The following is a 13,958-nucleotide window of genomic DNA, read 5'->3' on the forward strand; positions in this document are numbered from 1 at the left end:
CCGCGAGCAACGGCCGGAGAGTGGGGACGCGGTCCCCCTTGCAGTGCATATCCCCTGTTCAGCGGCATGAAGGAGTCATCAAGTGAGGCAGTTACATACCCGGGCGCTCCCGTGACAGACCGGTAGGGCAGCGCCGCTTCACCTTTCGCGCGTCAGAGCTTCCGGGCTCTGTGGGCGGCCGGTCATCTTCCACCGCTTCGCGGCGGCTATCGCCGCGCCGGTTGCCTCCTTCGCCCGTCCAGCTCCGCGCAGTGCGTGAGGGCTGTACGGGCGGGGTTGAGGGGAGCCGGAGAGTCCGGCCCCGGAAGGGGGAGTTCGATGGAGATCGCTGCGGCTGTTGTTGCGGTTGTCGGCACTGTGCTGGGTGCCGGCGTGGTCGGTGTCCAGCAGTACTACGCGGCTCGGTCCCAGCGCCGTGAGGCTCTGCGTGGTAGGGCTCTTACGGCTCTGTCGGAGCTGAGCACCGCGCTTGCGGATCACCGCCGTGCGATGTGGATGCGCGAGGATCTGCGCCTGGCCGGGGCGATCCCGGCCGACGTGGCTGCTGCCCGTGAGGCGAGCCACGTGACCCGATCCGCTGTCACTGCTCCGCAGGTCGCTCTGACGGTGCTTCTGCCGACGCTGCGTCTCGACATCGACGCGGCTGTTCGTGCCGCGTACGAGATGCGCGGTGCGATGAACGCCGAAGTCCTGGCTTCGCGCCGCGAGGAGGCCGTGTCCGCGGCCGACGCCCTGACCGCCATGGCGGCACGCGTCCTGTCCTGTTCCTGATTCAGCGCCTCTCCTGCGCTCTTCCGTACCGCAGCACGCAGACGCTGCGGCGGTTGCCTCCTCCGCCCGTCCGGCCCGTTTTCTCCGGGGCCGTACGGGCGGGGGTGGGGAGCCGGGATAGTCCCGGAGCCACCGAAGGGGGTTCCAGTGTTCGGACAGCAGAGCGTTGCCGGCGTCAGTCGTGCCGAACGTGTCACGCGGTGGGTACAGGCCGCCGGACGCGTTGCCGCGGGGGAGCGCGGCGGCCGGGCCGCGAACGTGGTCACCGGGGCGTTCGGGCTCGGTCGTATCGAGATCTGCGACCGCCCCGGCTGCCTTGACTGCGCACCCGCCAAGTAACACACCCACAAGACGGCGCGGCCCCGGTGTCCTACCACCGGGGCCGCTTCGGGCCGTCGCATCGTTGAAGGAGTACACGACCCATGAAGAACATCGTTGCTGGTCGCGAGCCCGTTACCGCGACCGAGTTCGTCGAGCTGGCTCTGGGGATCGACCTGGAGCTGTTCACCGGTTCGCCCACCGAGTCCGTGATGGACCGGGCGGCCCGCTTGGACGTCGCCCGCGAGGTCCTCGCGGAGCTCCGGGTGAGCGACCCGGAGACTGCGGCCTACGCCGAGAGCCTGATGCGGGCCCTCCCGCTCAAGCAGCCCCGCCCCAGCGGCCGGCGCGCCCGCCGCACCGTCCGGTGCCCGCTGCACGAGCGTGCGGCGGTGGCCGCGTGAGCGAGCACACCGCGCAGATGTCCAGCCGGGACGGCAGGTGGATTCTGTACGTCGCCTTGATGGGTGTTCCGGTCTCGCAGTGGCCGGAGCACGACTTCGGCCCCGTGGACGTACCGACCCCGGCAGAGCGTTCACGGGCGCTCACCGCCCTCGGGTTCGCGTTCACGGACGGGGCCGAGTGGGAGTGGGCGGAGTACCCGGAGAGGCCGGACGACGACACCTCCCCGGTCCGGCTGCTCACCTCGGTCCGGGTGCGTTCACGGGACGGGGGCCTGTCGTGAACAGTGCTCAGATCCGTTCAGCGGAGCGCACCTTGTCGGTGGGGACGTGGCTGATCGTCGGTGGGGCGATGCTGTTCTCGATCCTCACGGTCACACCGTTCATGGGGCGCCACAGCCCGAAGGGGTGGGAGTGGACGGCCCCGATCCTCCCGCTCGTCGTGGACGCCGCCGTGGTGATCGTGGTCCGTCTGGACTCGGTCCTGGCCGCCATGGGCGGGGACGGGGGCCGGTGGCCCGTCGCGCTGCGGTGGATGACCGGCGGCATGACCCTGGCCCTGAACGTCGCTGACAGCGCGCTGAAGAAAGACCTGGTCGGCGTGGCAGTCCACTCGGTCGCACCCTTGCTGCTGATCGTCACGGCCGAGACCGGTCTCGCCTACCGGCGGGCCATCACCGCCGCCCGCACCGCCCGCGAAGCACAGCAGACCGCTGAGCGTGCGGAGCGGGAACGGGCCGCCGAGGAACGCCGGGAAGCCACTGAACGCCGTCGACGCGAGGAGCGCGAGCACGCCGCTGTGCTGGCGCGTGAACAGCGTGAACACGAAGCGCTGTTGGCCCGTGAGCAGACCGCCCGGGAAGAGGCCGCACGCCGTGAGGAACGCGAGCGGGCCGAGGCCAAGAAGCGGGCTGAGCGTGAAGCCGCTGAACACCGTGAACACGAGCGTGAACAACGTGAGCGAGAGCGTGAACGCACCGAGCGCGAGACGGCTCAGCGCCGCGAGCTGGAGGCCCGGGAGCGGGAGGCCCGTGAACGCCATGAACACGAGCGTGAACAGCAGCGGGCCGAGCATGAACGCAAGGCTCTACTGTCCGCCGGGCCCGCCGAGGAGAAGCAGGGCGAGGAGCAGGCGCGGGCCACGGTCCGGGCCGCGTTCGAGACCGGTCTGCCCATCCGTACGGCGGCCGAGCTGTGCGGCTGGTCGGTCGGCTGGGTGACCGCCCGCTACCAGGAACACCGCGACACCACCACCGACGCTTCTGCTCTGGCCCTTGAGGAGGTCACCGCATGATCGCCCTGATCCGCACCCGCACCCTGAACACCCTGCGTACCGACCTCACCAGGGCCGAGACCGAAGCCCAGGCCGCCCGCGTTGAGGCGGACAAGTGCCTGGAGCAGAGCGGCGACATGCTCGACCACCTGACCCATGCCGACGACGTGACGGAAGGGCTTCGGGCCGACCTGGCCCAGTCCCGGCTGGATGCGGCACGGCTCGAAGGCGAGCTGGAGGCCCTGCGGGCCCAGATGCTGCTGGACACCGAGGACCGCCAAGCCCTGCGCACCCTGCTCCGCGCCACCCGCAAGCAGAACCAGCGCGCCGAGCGGGTCTACGTACTCTTCCGCTTCGGGCAGCTTCACAGCATCCACGCCACGGCCACCGCCGCTGAGATCGCCGCCGAGGCCGAGGGCGCCGCACGGGACGGATGGACCCCGCACACCACCTGCTGCGACGGCACCACCGTCCCGGCCGCCGAGGTCCGGTGGCGCATCCAGCCCGTCATGCTCGGAGGTACCCGGTGAGCGGGTTGCGGATCGGGTCGGTGTGCTCCGGTTACCGGGGCCTGGACACGGCCGTTGAGGCGGTGTTCGGCGGGCGTACGGCCTGGGTCGCGGACAACGACCCCGGAGCCTCGAAGATCCTGGCCCACCACCTGCCCCACGTCCCGAACCTGGGGGACATCACCACGGTCGACTGGCACCGGGTGGAGCCGGTCGATGTCTACTGCGGCGGGTATCCGTGCCAGCCGTTCAGCACCGCCGGCCACCGGAAGGGAACCGCTGATGCCCGGCACATCTGGCCCCACATCGCCCGTGCCCTTCGCGTTCTACGACCCCGCTACGCGGTCTTTGAGAACGTCGCAGGGCACCTTTCCCTCGGATTCGACACCGTCCTGTCCGACCTTGCCCACCTCGGGTTCGATGCGGAATGGTGCACTCTCCGCGCGTCCGACATCGGTGCCGCACACCAGCGCAACCGCCTCTTCCTCCTCGCCCGGCCTGCCGACACCGGCAGCGAGGGACTGGCGCGGCGGCGGGCAACGGGGACAGTTCCCCACCGCGATCGGCTCGCTGCTGCCCACCCCGTCGACCTCGGAGTCGACGGGGGCGGGGCACGCGGCACAGGGCGGCATGAACCTGCGCCACGTCGTCTCCCTCCTCCCGACACCGGTCCGCGCGGACGGCGAACGGCAGAGCAGCGTGTTCGGTCGGGGCAACCCGACGCTGCGCGGGGCGCTGCTGCCCACGCCGAGGGCTTCCGCGAACGAGAACCGGCAGACCCGCCGCACTCCCTCGCAGCAGGCGGGGAAGCACGGGTTGTGCCTGGCGGCCGAGGTGGCCGACCCGACTGGGGCCCCTACGCCGAAGCGGTCGAACGGTGGGAAGCGGTCACCGGGTGTCCCGCCCCCAAGCCAGTTGACGATCTGGGACGACTGAACCCGCCCTTCGTCGAATGGCTCATGGGACTCCCCGCCGGGTGGGTCACCACCGTGCCCGGCCTCTCCCGCACCGCACAGCTCAAAGCACTCGGCAACGGCGTCGTCCCCACAACAGGCCACGGCCGCCCTCCGGCTGCTTCTCAGCAGGCACACCGCCCACGCCCTGCCGGACGCCGCCTGATGGCCGACGTCTACCGGTGGCGCCTCGCCCCGGACGGCTACGCGACCCGCCGTCAGCTCCGCGCGATGGAGCTGCGGCCGGGCGGTCAGGACGTCGCCGCACAACTGGAGAGGCCCCGGCGCCGCCGGGGCCCGCTGGTGGCGTACCTCTACCGCATCGACCAGGCCAAGCCCGTCCGGCCGATGACACCGGCCCGGTGGGCGGCGCTGGACAAGGCGATGGCCGCGCGCCGCACCTGCCCGAACTGCCGACGCGACGTCGGGTACTGCATCCCGCCCACCCTCGGCATGTGCGTGCCCTGCCACGACACCCCCGGCAGCCAGGCACTGGCCGCCTGAGCATGTTCCGCCCGATTCTCCGAAAGGCCGTACTCATGGGATTCCTCGACCGCCTCATCGGCCCGCCCGGCTCCGGCTCCGCCGGTTCGATCGGCACCACCGGGCAGCCGACACCGAAGAACACTCCGGCTTCGGCGGCTGAGCAGGCGATTCACTCCGCGTTCCGTGAGCGCCGCGGAGTCGCCCGCCGCCACTACAAGAAGACCGGTGACAGCAGCCCCATGTGGCAGGCCAAGGCCGACGAAAACGACGCGATCAACGCCAGCCGCCGCAGCCGCCGCCGCTGACTCCACCACACCTCGACGGGGTGCCCGGCCCGCTTCTCAGGGCCCGGCCGGGCACCCCCTCATTTCACTCCCGAAGGAGCGTGACCAGTGTCCACCACCGAGACGAGTACGAAAGCGCCGCCCGACACCCCGCCCGTGCCCGAGGTGCTGGCATCGGTCGACGGGCCGGACGGACAGCCGGTGCCGATCGAGATCACTCTCCACCAGCAGCCTGCCGACGGTGCGGGTTCTGTGCCTGCTCAGGCTGGTGCCGGGCGGTTGCGGGCGTGGCCGGTGGCCCTGTTCGGCACCGAAGCCGCCACCACCGGGGCATCAGCCGCCTACGCGGCGGCGGGCACGGCTGGTGTTCTGACGGCTGCGGGGGTTGCTGCCGGGGGCGGTCTGATCGCTGCCGGTGTGGCCGCCTACCGCTCCCGCACCCCCAAGCCGAAGAGCCCCGGTGGGCGGGTACTGCGCCCCTCCGGCCCCCGCACGACACCCAGCGCCCCGTCGGGCCGGGGTCGTTCCGGTGGCCGTGGTGGTGGCGCCGGGCTGGGAGCGGGTAGCGGCCGTGGTCACCGTACGGGTGGCCGGGGGCGTTCCTCCGGGCTCGGTGCGGTGAGTTCCGGGGCCTCTTCCCCGCGCGGCGGCTCCCGCCCGTCTTCCACTTCTCCCTCCTCGCGCACCAGGACAAGCCCCGTGCTGAACAGGATGAACAAGCGCACGGGTGGTAGCGGGGCGGGGCCGGGCGGGCTCGTCGGCCGTTCGCCGTCCGGCCCCGGTACGGGGCCGGCGTCTGGTGGGCGGGGCGGACTGCTGCAGCGGCTTTCCCACCGACGCAACGGCGGTGGGCCCGGCTCCCCTTCCGGTTCGGGGTCGCTGTCCAAGGACCGGGGATCGGGTGGTGGCCGTGGTGGTGGTGGTGGTGCGGGGCGGTCGACGGTCGGTGCGTGGTCGCGGCGGGCCGCCCGGTCCGGGATGCGTGCCCTCGCCAAGACCGTGGGTGCGGGCCGTGCGGCCCGTGATTCCGCCGCTGGTCAGGCTCTGTCGGACCGTATCCGTACCGGGCGCCGGAGCCTGGCCAAGAAGGGGAAGGCCGGGGTGCGGTACGTGCTGCGCAGTGCGGCGGCGAAGGTCGCGGCCGGTGCCGTCGGCGCCCTGGCCCTGATTCCGGGGCTGTTGCTGCGGACCGGTGCCGCCGCGATGGGTGGTCTCCTGCGGCTGCTGCGGCTGGCCCCGCGCACCGGGACCAAGTGGGGCATCTACTTCACCCGCTGGTCCCTCCACCTGGCCAAGAAGGTCCACACCCGGCTGATGGCCAAGGCGAAGAAGCGGTGGGAGGGCGACACCCGGCCGGACGTCCTGACCGACTTCAACGAGCCCGGCCACACCCGCCCCCTCACCACCGCCGACCTGTTCGGCACCGACTACTTCGGAGGAGACCTCGTGTCCGTGTTCCAGACCGAGACCGAGGCCGTGCGTGAGGCGTACTCGGCCTATGACCCGCCGATGATGCTCGCCGTGGCCGCCGAGTACTGGGGCCTGCCCGAGGGCGTGACCTCGGTGGCCGAGGCGGTGCGGCAGCTCGCAGTCAACACCGCCGACAAGTACCCGGCCGACGCGAGGATGGCCGACCAGGTCGCGGCGGTCTACGCCCTGCTCCACCAGGCCGCCCAGAAGGCCGCCGAGGTCGGACCCCTCTTCGCGAAGGTCCACGAGAACGACCTGCGCCGCTTCGAGGAGCCCCGCCCGGGTGAGCACATGTGGAACATCCTGGAGCGCCGCGCGGACGGCGGGTTCGACCAGCGTCAGCCCTCCCGGTTCGTCGCGGTCGCCCAGGATGTCGCGCACGTCTACGCCCGCTACGAGCCCGGCCACATGAACCAGGTCGCCGCCGAGTACGAGGGCATCCCGGCCGGAATCGAGAACATCGCCGCCGCGATCAGCCTGCTCCAGGTCCGCTCGAATGACCGCTACCCCGTCGACAAGGCCGTCGTCGACGCGATCACGGACGTCCACCAGCTCCTCATGCAGGCCGCCTCCGCCGCACAGGAGCTGATGCCGTCCTTCCGCCGCCTGCACGCCCCCGACATCGCCCGCCACGAAGCCCCCCGCAACGGCGAAGAGTCCGAAGCGATGTGGGACGTCTGACCACCTGAAAACCCACCCCACCCCGCTCAACGTCTGTGGGCCGTGCACCAGCCGGTACACGGCCCACAGACATACCCCCTGCCTCTGATCTGTGTTCGAAGGAGCCTTGATGGCTGCCAAGTCCGCCTCCTCCGCTCCGGTCCTGGACTGGAGCTGGAACCACACCCCCGCCACGTCCGCCGCCCTGGTCGCCGGAGGCGCCTACGCGCTGGCCGCGACCGGGTCCGTCACCGGCCTTCCCCCCTCCCACGCCCTCATGGTCGCCGGGGCGGGCGCCGCCGCCCAGAGCCTGGCCGATCTCTGCCAGCACCGGCCCGCCAGCCACATCGTCGCCCGCTGCGCGGCCTGGCTCACCGCCGGAGGCTGGACCGCCTCCGCCCTGGCCGACCACACCCCCCTCACCTGGGGCATGACCGGCTGGTGGGCCGCCGGAACCGTGGCGGGCATGACCCTGGCCCGGGGCCTGGTCCACGCTGAGGAGACCGCCCGCACCGAACGCCACCAGCGGAAGCTCCAGAAGTGGGCCAACAAGCAGGCCGGTGAATGGCACGAGCGGCTTCACCGGCTCTTCCGCCTGGAGGGCCACCAGGTCGACGGCGTCCGCCCCTGGAAAGGCGACGTCGGCTACACCGTGCTGGTCACCATGCCTTCCGACACCCCCGAACTCCCCGCCGATGCCGTGCGCAAGCTCGCCGTCGACCTCCGCCTCCCCAAAGGCGGCGGCATCCAGGTCCTCGACGGCGAGACCTACGGGCAGACCCTGATCCGGGTCACCGCCGTCGATGTCCTCGCCAAGCAGATCGACCTGCCCGACAGCCCCGAGGACACCACCGTCACCAGCATCTACGACGGCGTCCCCCTCGGTCTCAAGCCCGACGCCGAAGAGGCCCGGATTTCGATCGTTGACGACTGTGTCCTGGTCGTCGGCCAGACCGGTTCCGGCAAGACGAACCTGCTCAACGGAGCGAACGCCGGACTCCTGCGCACCAACAACACCGTCGTCATGCACATCGACGTCACCGGCGCCGGTATCAGCCTGCCCTGGCTCCACGCATGGGCCGCCGACGGAACCGCGGCGGTGCCGCTGATCGACTGGACCGCCGACACGATCGAAGAAGCCCACATCCTCTGCGACACCGTCATCGCCGGAATCGGCGCCCGCAAGTCCGGCCACCAGGACAAACTCACCGAGGACGACAAGCTCACCGTCACCCATGACCTGCCCGAAGTCGTGGTCGCCGTCGACGAGATCGCGGAACTCAGCCCGGCGCTGCTTCGCAAGCTGGACACCATCGTCAACACCGGCCGCGCCGTCCGCGTCCGCGTGCTGATCTGCGGACTGCGCGCCACCCAGGACGTCATCACCGCCGCCATGAAAAAGCAGTCCCGTGGCCGCGTCGGCATGCGCGTCTCCGACCCCGAAGAACTCTCCCACCTCTTCCCGACCGGCGGCGGACGCATCAACCCCAAGTCAGCCCCGTACAAGGGCTGCGGGTTCTACTCCTCACCGGACGCCGACGACGTCGTCTCCGACCCGACCGCGTTCAAGGCGTACCGGATCACCCCGAAGCAGATCCGGGCTTTGTCCGTCACCTACGCCGAGCGCCGGCCGAAGCTCGAAGACGTCTTCCTCGACACCGAGCCGGGCGAGTACTACGCCAGCCGGTGGGGCCGCATCCTGCCCCGCCTCTACAAGCCCGCCCAACTCGCTCCTACCACCGCCCCCTACACCAGCATCGACACCCTCTACCCGCCGATCAACCAGCTCACCGGCATCCCCATCACCACCGCCACCGACCCCGAGGACGACAACGCCCCCGCCCCCCGCACCGTTGCCGCGGCCACGCAGGAATCGGCCCGCCCCGAACCGAGGGTCGGAAGCGATCTGCTGTCGACCATCCTCAGCGCCGCCCGCACCACCCCCGCCCAGGCCCCTGCTACCACCAGTGGCGGGGACGACGCCACGGTCATCCAGGCCGACTTCGGCCGCGTCATCCAACAGGCCGGAACCCCCGACGACCGGCCCAACCCCGTCCCCCAGCTCCTGGCCGAGGCGCACCAGCACGTCGTCGCCGCCGGCGGACGGATGTGGAGCAGCGACCTCGCCGCCGCCCACGGCCTGGACCCCCGCGCCTTCGGCACCGAGCTGAACCGCCTGCTGCGCGACGTCGGTGTCGAACGCCCCGGAGTCGGCACGGTCCGCATCGGAGACGACTCCAAGAGCGGCTACCTCGCCGAAACCCTGGCCGAAGCTATCCAGTGCTACCGCAACACACAGTGACCCGCCCCGGCACCTGACCCACACAGCCGACCCACACAGACCCACACACCCCGACCCACACAGCCCGTGTGCGTCACACAAGGGCGTTTAGGTCCCTGACCTGCCCGTGTGGGGTGTGTGCGTCACACACAACCCCCGCCGGAAGAACCCCGGAACCCCTCCCCCGAGAGGCTTCCGAGCCCTCCTGGCGGCACGTGTGGCCCCACACCCCACACATCACTCCCGGTAACCATATCTCACGTGAGGTCACCCCATGGCTCTGACCGTCTCCGCCGTCGTCCTCTTCCTGATCATCGTCCTGATCATGCTGCGCACCGGCTACCTCCGCTTCGGCCCCGCCCTCGCCGCCGCCCTCCTCGGCTTCTTCCTCGCCTCCACCGGCATCGCCCCCACCATCACCGAAGCGCTCACCAGCATCGCCGCCGCACTCACCCGCATCACCGCTTGACCCGGTCCGGTCCGAAGGAGCCCGTCGTGCATGACCCCACGTACGAGATCACCACCCAACCCACCCATCCGATCACCCACCTGACGACCGCGCAGCGGCCCGTGATGCTGCCCGCCGAGATCCCGCCCGGCATCCAGCTCGTCACCCTCCCCGGAGGCATCCGCACCCTCGCCTACACCCCCGACCACACACCGCCCGCACCGGTCGCGACGGCGCAGCCGATCCCGGCCTGGGCCAAGACCACCGCGCTCCTCGCCCCCACCATCGGCGGCGGTGCCGCCGCGACCGGCATCGGAATCTCCTACGCAGCCCCGGGACTGATCGCCATGAGCCAAGCCCTCTGGGCCGCCGTCGCCCTCATCGCCGCCGCCGCCATCGGCATCCCCACCCTTCTGCGCGTCGGCCGCGCCACCACCAACACCCGCACGGGCACCACCCACATCACCCAGAACATCACCGCCACCGGAATGTTCGGCAACGCCAACGGCACCATCCACCACCGCTGAGGAGAGCCCTTGCCCCGACTCCGCGTCCAGCGCACCACCTGGCCCCGGCCCGCACTCGTCCTCACCGACACCCCTCGCCCCCACTGCCCCGACTGCCGAGGAGAGGGCGGCCAGGGACACGCTTCGGTCTCACCGGACGGCGAGTTCGACGGCATCGACTGGTACCCCTGCCCCTGCTGGGACGAGACCCGCCGATGGGTCCTGTTCCCCCTGCCCCGCCGCACCCCGCCCGGCGGCTACTCCGACGAACCGCCCTTCTAGAACAGGGACACACATGATCCGTACAGGACATGCCACACGCGAAGGAACCGCCCTCGACAACGCCGACGCCGCCAAGGTGTACGTCCTCGCGGACGGCACAGTCGGCGCAGTCGTCATCGACGGCATCGGCCACGGCCCCTACACTTCCCGCACTGCCCCGCTCCTCGCGGAAGTCGCCGCGCGTATCGGGGCGCAGCGGGGTCCGCTTGCCGGGCTTCTCACCGCCGGTCAGCTCGTCACGGACCCGGGTGTGGACGGGGAGGAAGCCAACGCCGTCGCCGTCGCCGCCGTCCGCCACCCTGACGAGGTGGACACCGACATCGCGTGGGTGGGTGACTGCCGGGCCTACGGCTGGGACGGCATCACCCTGACCCGCTACACCGACGACCACACCGTCGGTGCTCAGCTCCGCCTCAACGGCGCGCCATGGCGTCTGGCCCGTGAGCACGACAATTGGGTCAAGACCGCTCTGTCGAAGGCCACTGTCGGCACCGTCTACGGCGTGACCGTCCCCGACATGCTCGTTCTCCTCACCAGCGACGGTGTCCACGACCAGATCCCGCACCGCGCCATGGAAAGCCTGGTCCGCGAACACGAGACCGACCCGCAGGCTCTCGCGGACGCCCTCGTAGCTGAAGCCAGGGACGACGAGACCGGCTACCGCGACGACGCCACCGCCATCGTCATCTCCGTACCGCACCAGCCGACGAACTGACCCACAACCGAGGGCGGCCCCCTCTCACGCCAATGATCCGGGGCCGCCCTCATCCACCCAACTCAACAGTGGAGGTATCCAGCATGACGCATGACCGCAACACCCCGCTGCTGACCGCCGCTCTGCAAGCCGCTGAACGCGGCTGGTACGTCCATCCCCTGCGGCCCGGCGGCAAGGCCCCCGCCCTGCACGGAGAGGACGACTGCCCCACCACCGGAGCCTGCACCAACGGCCACCAGAAGTGGGAGCAGCGCGCCACCCTGGACCTCGGCCGTATCCGTGGTGCGTGGGCGGTGCGGGCGTTCAATGTCGGGATCGCACCGGGGCCGTCGGGGCTCGTCGTCGTCGACCTCGATATGCCCAAGCCTGAAGACAGTGCGGACACACCTAGCGGTGTGCATTCCTTTGAGGCGCTTTGCGAGCGCGCCGGGCAGAGCGTCCCCACCACCTACCGGGTGCGGACTCCCAGCGGGGGAATGCACCTGTACTTCACTGCCCCGTCCGGCGTCCGCCTGTCCAGCAGCAAGGGCAAGCTGGCCAGGCGGATCGACACCCGTGCCTGGGGTGGCAACGTCGTCGCCCCCGGCAGCATCGTCAACGGCCAGGCATACGAGGTCACCGACCCCGCCCGCGTCGCTGAGCTTCCCGGATGGTTGCTGGACGCGCTCGCCCCGGCCCCAACCCCCGTGCAGCCGGTGCCCATCCAGGTCCCCCGGTATGGCAACCGCGCCGCCGATACCGCCCTGGAACGCGAGCTGGCCACCGTCCGGGCCACCACCGAGGGCGGACGCAACGAGCAGCTGCTGCGCAGCGCCCGCGCCGTGGGCCGCTTCGTCGCGTGGGGCGACCTCCCCCGACACGTGGTCGAGGAGGCTTTTCAGTCGGGGGGCGAGTCGACCGGACTGTCGGCCGCCGAGTGCCGCGCCACGATCCGCAGCGCCCTGAACTGGTCCATCCGAACCTGCCGGCCGCGCCCGGGAACGGCGGCATGAACCCCCCGCCCCGCCCCCGACTGAAAAGCCTTCCCGCCACCTCCACCGGCCCCAGCACCGCGGAACCCGCCCCGGCCGGTCCCGGCAGTGGTGCGCCGAAGAACGTCGCCGAAGGCGTCCCTTCATCTGTTCGCCCCGCCCCGCACACGACGGACAGCCGGTACCCGGTCGCCTGGCTCACCATCACCGCCCCCCGCGGCGCCCTGCCCACCGCCACCAGCACCTGTCAGTGCGGACGCAACCTCTTCGCCACAGGCCACCGCAAAACCCTCGCCCTGATCGAAGACCACACCACCCACCGCACCCACTGCCCACTGCTCACCACCGAGGAAAGGAACGCTTCATGACCGCGACACCGGCCCCCACCACACCCACCGACGGGGCCACGCTCCTCAACCAGATCGAAGCGTTCCACCGCCGGTTCAACGCCTTCCCGACCGAGGCCGCCTACGTCGCCGTCGCCCTGTGGGACGCCCACACCCACCTTCTCGACGCCTTCGACTCCACCCCGCGCATGGCCTTCCTCAGCCCCGAACCGGGCAGCGGCAAGACCCGCGCACTCGAAGTGATCAGCACCCTCGTGCCCCACCCCATGCACGCGGTCAACGCCTCCCCCGCCGCGCTCTTCCGCGCGGTCGCGGACACCGCCGGGCGGCCCACCATCCTCTTCGACGAGATCGACACCGTCTTCGGCCCCAAAGCCAAGGACAACGAAGACCTGCGCGGCCTGCTCAACGCCGGGCACCGCAGGAGCGGCGTCTCCTACCGGTGCGTCGGAGACGGCGGCAACCAGACGGTGGTCGCCTTCCCCTCGTACTGCGCCGTCGCCATGGGCGGACTCGGGTCACTCCCGGACACGATCCTGGCCCGCTCGGTCATCATCCGGATGCGCCGCAGGGCCCGCACCGAGACCGTGGAACCCTTCCGCGCCCGCATCCACGAGCCCCAGGGCCACGCCCTGCGCGACCAGCTCGCCGCCTGGGCCGACCAGGTCCGCGACCAGATCGAAGGTGCCTGGCCCGAGATGCCCGAGGGCATCACCGACCGGCCCGCCGACGTCTGGGAACCTCTCCTCGCCGTTGCCGACGCCGCCGGCGGCGACTGGCCCCAGCGCGCCCGCCAGGCGTGCGTCGACCTGGTCACCGCCGTCAACGAAGACGACCGCGCCTCGCTCGGGGTGAAGCTCCTCACGGACCTGCGCGACCACGTCTTCCCCGGCACCGACACCGTCTCCACCGTCGAGATGCTGCACATGCTCAACGCCATGGAGGAATCCCCCTGGGGCGACCTCGACGGCCAGCAGCTCACCGCACGAGCCCTGTCCAAGATGCTCAAGGAGTACGTCACCGCGAAGAACAAGCCCATCTCACCCCGCCCCCTCCGCATCAGCGGCCAGGTCGTCAAGGGCTACCACCGAGACGACCTCACCGACGCCTGGAACCGGTACTGCCCCCCGCCCCCCGAAACCACGGTTACATCGGTTACACCCCTCACCCTGCCCGTCTGACCTGCGACGCAGCCGTAACCGACCCCGGAGGGTGTAACCGGTACACCCCGGTTACACCACCTCGGCCAAACCGCCCCCTGTAACCGCAAGCCATCGGTTACA

The 13,958-nt window shown here is 71.0% G+C and carries 17 protein-coding genes and 1 pseudogene; all 18 read left to right on the forward strand.

Annotation, left to right across the window (positions count from 1 at the left end):
• Positions 1-318: 318 nt before the first annotated feature.
• The 18 genes and pseudogenes from PZB75_RS14590 (at position 319) to PZB75_RS14675 (ending at position 13,856) form a co-directional block, all read left to right on the forward strand.
• Positions 319-771, forward strand: a complete 453-nt coding sequence (locus tag PZB75_RS14590) for a protein kilB (protein ID WP_275535723.1) — start codon at positions 319-321, stop codon at positions 769-771.
• Positions 772-1,193: 422 nt separating this feature from the next.
• The gene (locus PZB75_RS14595; protein ID WP_275535724.1) at positions 1,194-1,493 is read left to right on the forward strand and encodes a hypothetical protein; all 300 of its coding nucleotides are present in this window, start codon (positions 1,194-1,196) and stop codon (positions 1,491-1,493) included.
• The gene (locus tag PZB75_RS14600) at positions 1,490-1,774 is read left to right on the forward strand and encodes a DUF6303 family protein (protein ID WP_275535725.1); all 285 of its coding nucleotides are present in this window, start codon (positions 1,490-1,492) and stop codon (positions 1,772-1,774) included. Before PZB75_RS14595 ends, PZB75_RS14600 begins: the two co-directional genes overlap by 4 nt.
• Positions 1,771-2,784, forward strand: coding sequence for a DUF2637 domain-containing protein (locus PZB75_RS14605; protein WP_275535726.1), 1,014 nt, complete (start codon positions 1,771-1,773; stop codon positions 2,782-2,784). Before PZB75_RS14600 ends, PZB75_RS14605 begins: the two co-directional genes overlap by 4 nt.
• The gene (locus tag PZB75_RS14610) at positions 2,781-3,293 is read left to right on the forward strand and encodes a hypothetical protein (RefSeq protein ID WP_275535727.1); all 513 of its coding nucleotides are present in this window, start codon (positions 2,781-2,783) and stop codon (positions 3,291-3,293) included. The genes PZB75_RS14605 and PZB75_RS14610 overlap by 4 nt, the downstream gene beginning before the upstream one ends.
• Positions 3,197-3,718 (forward strand): annotated as a pseudogene (locus PZB75_RS14615) (DNA cytosine methyltransferase); the annotation flags it as partial. The gene PZB75_RS14610 and the pseudogene PZB75_RS14615, both read left to right, overlap by 97 nt.
• Positions 3,693-4,208: a hypothetical protein gene (locus PZB75_RS14620; RefSeq protein ID WP_275538931.1), complete on the forward strand. Its 516-nt coding sequence runs from the start codon at positions 3,693-3,695 to the stop codon at positions 4,206-4,208. The pseudogene PZB75_RS14615 and the gene PZB75_RS14620, both read left to right, overlap by 26 nt.
• A gap of 182 nt (positions 4,209-4,390) precedes the next feature.
• Positions 4,391-4,729, forward strand: a complete 339-nt coding sequence (locus PZB75_RS14625; RefSeq protein WP_275538713.1) for an RRQRL motif-containing zinc-binding protein — start codon at positions 4,391-4,393, stop codon at positions 4,727-4,729.
• Positions 4,730-4,764: 35 nt separating this feature from the next.
• Positions 4,765-5,016, forward strand: a complete 252-nt coding sequence (locus PZB75_RS14630; RefSeq protein WP_275535728.1) for a hypothetical protein — start codon at positions 4,765-4,767, stop codon at positions 5,014-5,016.
• An 87-nt stretch (positions 5,017-5,103) separates the two neighbouring features.
• Positions 5,104-7,146: a hypothetical protein gene (locus PZB75_RS14635; RefSeq protein ID WP_275535729.1), complete on the forward strand. Its 2,043-nt coding sequence runs from the start codon at positions 5,104-5,106 to the stop codon at positions 7,144-7,146.
• A 109-nt stretch (positions 7,147-7,255) separates the two neighbouring features.
• A complete protein-coding gene (locus PZB75_RS14640) occupies positions 7,256-9,427 on the forward strand; it encodes a hypothetical protein (RefSeq protein ID WP_275535730.1) in 2,172 nt (723 codons plus the stop codon).
• Positions 9,428-9,680: 253 nt separating this feature from the next.
• The gene (locus PZB75_RS14645) at positions 9,681-9,875 is read left to right on the forward strand and encodes a hypothetical protein (protein ID WP_275535731.1); all 195 of its coding nucleotides are present in this window, start codon (positions 9,681-9,683) and stop codon (positions 9,873-9,875) included.
• A 104-nt stretch (positions 9,876-9,979) separates the two neighbouring features.
• A complete protein-coding gene (locus PZB75_RS14650) occupies positions 9,980-10,381 on the forward strand; it encodes a hypothetical protein (protein WP_275538714.1) in 402 nt (133 codons plus the stop codon).
• A 9-nt stretch (positions 10,382-10,390) separates the two neighbouring features.
• Positions 10,391-10,642: a hypothetical protein gene (locus tag PZB75_RS14655; protein ID WP_275535732.1), complete on the forward strand. Its 252-nt coding sequence runs from the start codon at positions 10,391-10,393 to the stop codon at positions 10,640-10,642.
• A 13-nt stretch (positions 10,643-10,655) separates the two neighbouring features.
• Positions 10,656-11,357 carry a SpoIIE family protein phosphatase gene (locus tag PZB75_RS14660; RefSeq protein WP_275535733.1) on the forward strand — a complete coding sequence of 234 codons (702 nt, stop codon included), beginning with the start codon at positions 10,656-10,658 and terminating at the stop codon, positions 11,355-11,357.
• An 83-nt stretch (positions 11,358-11,440) separates the two neighbouring features.
• Positions 11,441-12,349 carry a bifunctional DNA primase/polymerase gene (locus tag PZB75_RS14665; protein ID WP_275535734.1) on the forward strand — a complete coding sequence of 303 codons (909 nt, stop codon included), beginning with the start codon at positions 11,441-11,443 and terminating at the stop codon, positions 12,347-12,349.
• On the forward strand, positions 12,346-12,696 hold the full coding sequence (locus PZB75_RS14670) for a hypothetical protein (protein WP_275535735.1): 351 nt from the start codon (positions 12,346-12,348) through the stop codon (positions 12,694-12,696). Before PZB75_RS14665 ends, PZB75_RS14670 begins: the two co-directional genes overlap by 4 nt.
• Positions 12,693-13,856 (forward strand): DUF3631 domain-containing protein, encoded by a 1,164-nt coding sequence (locus PZB75_RS14675; protein ID WP_275535736.1) that lies wholly within the window; start codon positions 12,693-12,695, stop codon positions 13,854-13,856. The genes PZB75_RS14670 and PZB75_RS14675 overlap by 4 nt, the downstream gene beginning before the upstream one ends.
• The last annotated feature ends 102 nt before the right edge of the window (positions 13,857-13,958 follow it).

The organism is Streptomyces sp. AM 4-1-1, from assembly GCF_029167625.1.
Classification (GTDB): Bacteria; Actinomycetota; Actinomycetes; order Streptomycetales; family Streptomycetaceae; genus Streptomyces.